Origin of the sequence: Chamaesiphon sp. (assembly GCF_041738855.1) — a bacterium.
In the GTDB taxonomy this organism is placed as follows: domain Bacteria; phylum Cyanobacteriota; class Cyanobacteriia; order Cyanobacteriales; family Chamaesiphonaceae; genus Chamaesiphon.
On record NZ_JBGSPA010000098.1, the window covers coordinates 1 to 5007 of the forward strand.

The 5007-nt window shown below is 45.4% G+C and carries 4 protein-coding genes; 1 reads left to right on the plus strand and 3 read right to left on the minus strand.

Going from position 1 to position 5007, the window contains the following annotated elements; all coding sequences use genetic code 11:
- Positions 1–381: 381 nt before the first annotated feature.
- The 3 genes from ACEW9I_RS09595 to ACEW9I_RS09605 all read right to left on the minus strand — a co-directional run bounded on the left by ACEW9I_RS09595 (position 382) and on the right by ACEW9I_RS09605 (position 4124).
- Positions 382–1092, minus strand: a complete 711-nt coding sequence (locus ACEW9I_RS09595; RefSeq protein ID WP_373540125.1) for a TrkA family potassium uptake protein — start codon at positions 1090–1092, stop codon at positions 382–384.
- A 195-nt stretch (positions 1093–1287) separates the two neighbouring features.
- Positions 1288–2616, minus strand: coding sequence for a TrkH family potassium uptake protein (locus ACEW9I_RS09600; protein WP_373540126.1), 1329 nt, complete (start codon positions 2614–2616; stop codon positions 1288–1290).
- A 122-nt stretch (positions 2617–2738) separates the two neighbouring features.
- The gene (locus tag ACEW9I_RS09605) at positions 2739–4124 is read right to left on the minus strand and encodes a cation:proton antiporter (RefSeq protein WP_373540127.1); all 1386 of its coding nucleotides are present in this window, start codon (positions 4122–4124) and stop codon (positions 2739–2741) included.
- Positions 4125–4363: 239 nt separating this feature from the next.
- On the opposite strand from ACEW9I_RS09605, the gene ACEW9I_RS09610 reads away from it, so the two are divergent.
- Positions 4364–5007 (plus strand): histidine kinase dimerization/phospho-acceptor domain-containing protein (locus tag ACEW9I_RS09610; RefSeq protein ID WP_373540128.1); only part of this gene is annotated, 644 nt, incomplete at its 3' end.

Genomic DNA, 5007 nt, shown 5'->3' on the forward strand with positions numbered 1-5007 from the left:
TGGCGTAATCGCCAGAATGATAACCAGCGTTAATCCAATTTGAATCCATCCCTGTAGCATGTATAAATATTCCTCATCTGCATCGGCGATCGAGCTTAATTATTGAAGCTTTGAATCTACCACTGATGTTGGCTGCTTCAACTATAATCGTGCCGTAACTCGAGCAAATTGAAAAGGTATATTTTTTGTTTAGCTCGGTTTGCTCCATCTCTATTTGGGTTTAAGGCATCGTGAAGATTTAATTGTTTAGATTTTGTTTAGTACGTAGATTTTAGGCTGGAAATATAAACATTAGGTCTTGGCTTTAAGCCTCTATCTAAAGAGATATTTATTATTAATAAGTTGAGGCGATCGCCCAAAAGATCTCAAATGGGTTTTATATTACAGTGGCAATCTGTCTAAATCCGATTTAGTCCCGATCACCACTAACACATCTTCCTGACAGAGCCGCCGATCGGGTTTTGGGTTAATATCAAAATGTTGAAACTGTCCGATCGCTAAAACATTGAGTCCATAATCGCTCCGCAGTCGCAGTTCTAGGATGGTTTTGCCATAAAAAGACTCTGGCACTTTGATTTCGACAATACTATGCTCGGGATCTAAATCGAAGCGATCTAAAATTCCAGGCTTAGTCAGTGTCTGCGCTAAATTGCAACCTGCTTCATATTCTGGTAGTACTACTCGATCGGCTCCAACTTTTTGAAGCAGTTTAGCATGAATATCTGAAGAAGCTTTTGCGATTACATATGTAACGCCAGCTTCTTTGAGATTTAGGGTGGTAATAATACTTTCTTGTAAGTAGTTACCGATCGCCACAATTACAGTATCAAACTCGAAGATTCCCGCCTCCCTGAGTGCTAGCGGATTAGTAGAATCTAAGACTACTGCGTGGGCAGAAATTCCAGCACTTAAAATATCAGCGACTCGTCCTTCATTAACATCTGTACCCAATACCTCATAACCAGACTGGTGGAGCGTTTCGCATACCGCCCGCCCAAATCTACCTAAACCAATTACGGCAAATTGGCGAGCCTTGTTCGGTCTCAAGTTACGAAAAAAGCTGAAAGCAGGACGTTCTATTGGATTGGACATAATTTTGATAATTGATAATTGATAATTGATAGCGGCTTGCGCTCCTCGGCTTTGCCGAGGGTTTAGCAAGACAAGACAGCTAGGTTTTTAGGGAAAGGATTTGAACCTCGTCGTAAAAATAATTAGCCCAAGAGAGGGTTATTTATACCCTTTATTTTTGTTAGTTAACTACTCATCACCTAATTACTTATTCCCCTACCCAACTAGCAGGGATTCTTCTGGATAACTGACAGTACTGGGTTGAGGATCGCCCAATACTGAGGAAATCAGTAACAAAATTCCGACTCGTCCAATATACATGGTCGCGATCAACACTAGTTTACTAAAAGATGTCAGCCCTGCGGTAATCCCAGTCGAAAGTCCGACGGTGGCAAAGGCGGAAACTACTTCAAACAGGATGGTGATAAAGTTTAGCCGTGGCTCGGCGATCGAAATGGCAATCGTCCCACAGAGGACTGTCACCAGCGAGCCAAAAGAGACAGCAGTCGCCTTGAGCAGCAGTGTATTTGGCACCTGACGGCGATAGAGAATGACCGACTCTTTCCCTTGCAAAACCGCATAAGTGCAGCTTGCTAGCACCCGTGCGGTACTGGTTTTAAGTCCACCAGCAGTGCCGCCCGGACTACCCCCTACGAACATGAGCGCAACCGTCACAAACAGCCCCGCGATCGTTAGTTTGGATTGATCGATCGTATTAAAGCCAGCAGTGCGGGCAGTGACAGATTGAAACCATGCGGCGAGTAGCTGCTCGAAAATATTCAGCGATCCTAATGTTTGGGGATTTCTAGTTTCGATCGCCCAAATCACTAAAGTACCTCCAAATAGTAAAAATAGGGTTGTGCTCACAGCTACCTGAAAATTCAATGTGCGTGCTGTCTTCATCTTTTGCCGCCGCTCTCGCAGCATCACATAGAACTCCAAAATCACCTCATAACCAATCCCCCCAAAGATAATCAATCCGGTAATTACCGCGTTGACTAACAGGGAACCTCGATATCCCACCAAATTATCCGAAAACAAGCCAAAGCCAGCATTGTTCCAGGCACTAACACTATGGAAAATGGCAAACCACAGCCCCTTTGCCCAACCGAGATCGGGGACAAATACTAGCAGCAGTAAAAAAACTCCTGTTAGTTCAAACAGCAGCGTTGTGGCAACAATCGATTGGAGAATTTGGTTACTACCCTGAAGTACGCGGCGATCGAGTGATTGTTGAATGGCAATTTTGTCCTTTAGCCCAAATCTCCTGCCTAGCAACAGCAATAAAAAAGTTGTCACTGTCATATAGCCCAAACCGCCGATCTGGATTAGCAGCATAATTATCAACTGTCCAAATCGGGAAAAATGAGTGGCGGTATCGACTACCACATGCCCTGTAACGCAGACGGCAGAGGTAGATGTAAACAATGACACGATCGGGTCATTCCACTGCCCGCTCGTCGTCGAGAACGGCAGCATTAGCAGCATTGCGCCAGTCAATATGATGGCAAGAAAACCCAGGCAAATAGTACGAGAAACTGTCATTTGAATTAATTAATAATTAATAATTAATAATTAATGATTATTAATTATTAAATGATTTTTTGCTGGTTAGAGATCGTCAGGCACGTTGTTCGATTGTCAACACATCTTACAATTAAAGCGGATTACTCGCTAGTCGGTTCAACCGGAGTATCGGTTTCGACAGATTCACCAAAGGCGACGCGGAGAAATGGTGGAGCTACAAAAGTCGTCAAAATCACCATAATAATAATCGACACCTGCAACGGCTTATCTATAATACCGCTTGCCGCACCGATTCCGGCAAACACCAAGCCAACCTCACCACGGGGAATCATACCCACGCCGATCGCCCAACGGTTAATGCCAGGGATGCCAAATACCGCCCAACCCGTCACCAATTTACCGATTACTGCCACCAGGATTAAAAAGACGGCAATTAACAATCCGGCGCGATTTTCCGGTACTGTCGGGTTCAAAACGCCCAGATCTGCCCGTGCGCCAACAGTCACGAAAAAGATCGGTACGAACAGATCGGCGATCGGTTTAATCAGTTCATCCAACTCATCCCGCGCATCGCTTTCATCTAACACCAATCCGGCAGCAAACGCGCCCAAAATTGCCTCTAGATGAATTGCGTTGCCCAAAAATGCCATGAAGAAGGCAAAAACAAATGCCGGAATAATGATGTTGCCGCGAGTTTCGAGTTTCTTGACAATCCCTGTAAATGCTTGATTGAAAAAACCGCCCAACAAAATCGAACCGATCAAAAATACGGTGGCACTGACGATTAAATAAATCACATTAGTAACATCAATCTCACCAGTTTTGGCAAGACTGGCAACTACCGCCAGCACAATAATTCCCAGCACATCATCAATTACCGCCGCACCGACAATGATTTGACCTTCCTTAGACTTTAATTGCCCCAACTCCGACAGTACCTTTGACGTAATCCCGATACTGGTTGCCGTCAATGCTGCCCCAGCAAAAATCGCTGGAATTGCCGCGACATGAAACAACAGCATCAATCCAGCCGTACCAGCAACAAAGGGCGCAGCTACACCCACACAGGCAACCACAACAGCCTGAATTCCGACCGCTTTAAGTTGGCGCAAGTCAGACTCCAGCCCGATTTCAAACAGGAGGATAATCACGCCGAGTTCTGCGAGCACAGAGATAACTTCGCTCTGGGACTCAAATACAGTCTCAAGTCCCTCTGGCGAAAGGTGATTGAGAGCTTGCAGTGCCGACATCAATAGGGAATCCGCTGCCGCTAATCCACCTTCAGGAAAAATTACCAGATGTAGGGCAGAAACTCCCACAACTACACCTGCCACCAATTCCCCCAGCACTGGCGGAAAATCTAGTCGCTTGGCTACTTCTGAGCCAACTTTACTGGCGATAAAGATCGTCACTATAGTTAGTAAGACTCCAGATAGAATAATCGGCGAATATTCTGCTGCTATTGTCGCCAATAGTGGGGGTGCGCTGGCAGCACTCCATAAAGTAAGGGTGTTGTTCAAAAACATGGTTTGTTGTAATAAAAACAAGGAGAAATAGCAGAAAACAACCGAATCGCTCGTTGCTGAATTTTAGCACTCACGCCGACAACATACACTTAGAGACCTTTCTCATCGACATCCCCATTGCCGCGAGCCTGCGACTCCCGCACTTACCGCAGAAGCCCAAGGGCAAATAACTATCAACTGTTTAACTGTCAACTGTTAATCGCTAGACTAGATGAATCCAGCCTTCACCGTTATGCCTTATGCCACTGCGGACTCAATTAAACTTCCCACATTGGCGTTGGCTCCGCCTTGACATCGAGCAATCCTCATTATTTTGGGCAACCGTCGGGTTATTTGGGCTATTATTCACCCTAGAGATGCTGACACCGCCTGACTATGTGATGGGCTATCTCTACATCATGCCGATCTTATTTGCCAAACCCCAGCTCAATCGCACTTTCACCTTACAAATAACAGCGATCGCAGTAACATTGACACTAGCGAATATCTGGATTCCAGGTGGTGAAACAATTCATCCGGCAATGGTAGCAAATCGATCGATCACTGTACTTGCGCTGGTAGTAACGGGAATTTTGAGCGATCGCAATCGTCACATTCAGCAAACTTTGGCGCAGCAGCAAGCCAAACTCCAAATTCAAGCAAAACTAGTAAGTCTGCGCGAAGATTTTGCCTCGACACTGGCACATGACTTGAAAACACCGTTACTCGGTAGTATCGAAACCCTCAACGCATTTTACCAAGAACAATTCGGCTCCGTCCAACCCAAGCAAAAAAGCGTATTAGAGATCGCCATCCGCAGTCACCAAACTAGCTTACAACTAGTCGAAACGCTCTTAGATGTCTATCGCAATGACATTGACGGACTAAAACTCGATCGTACCCC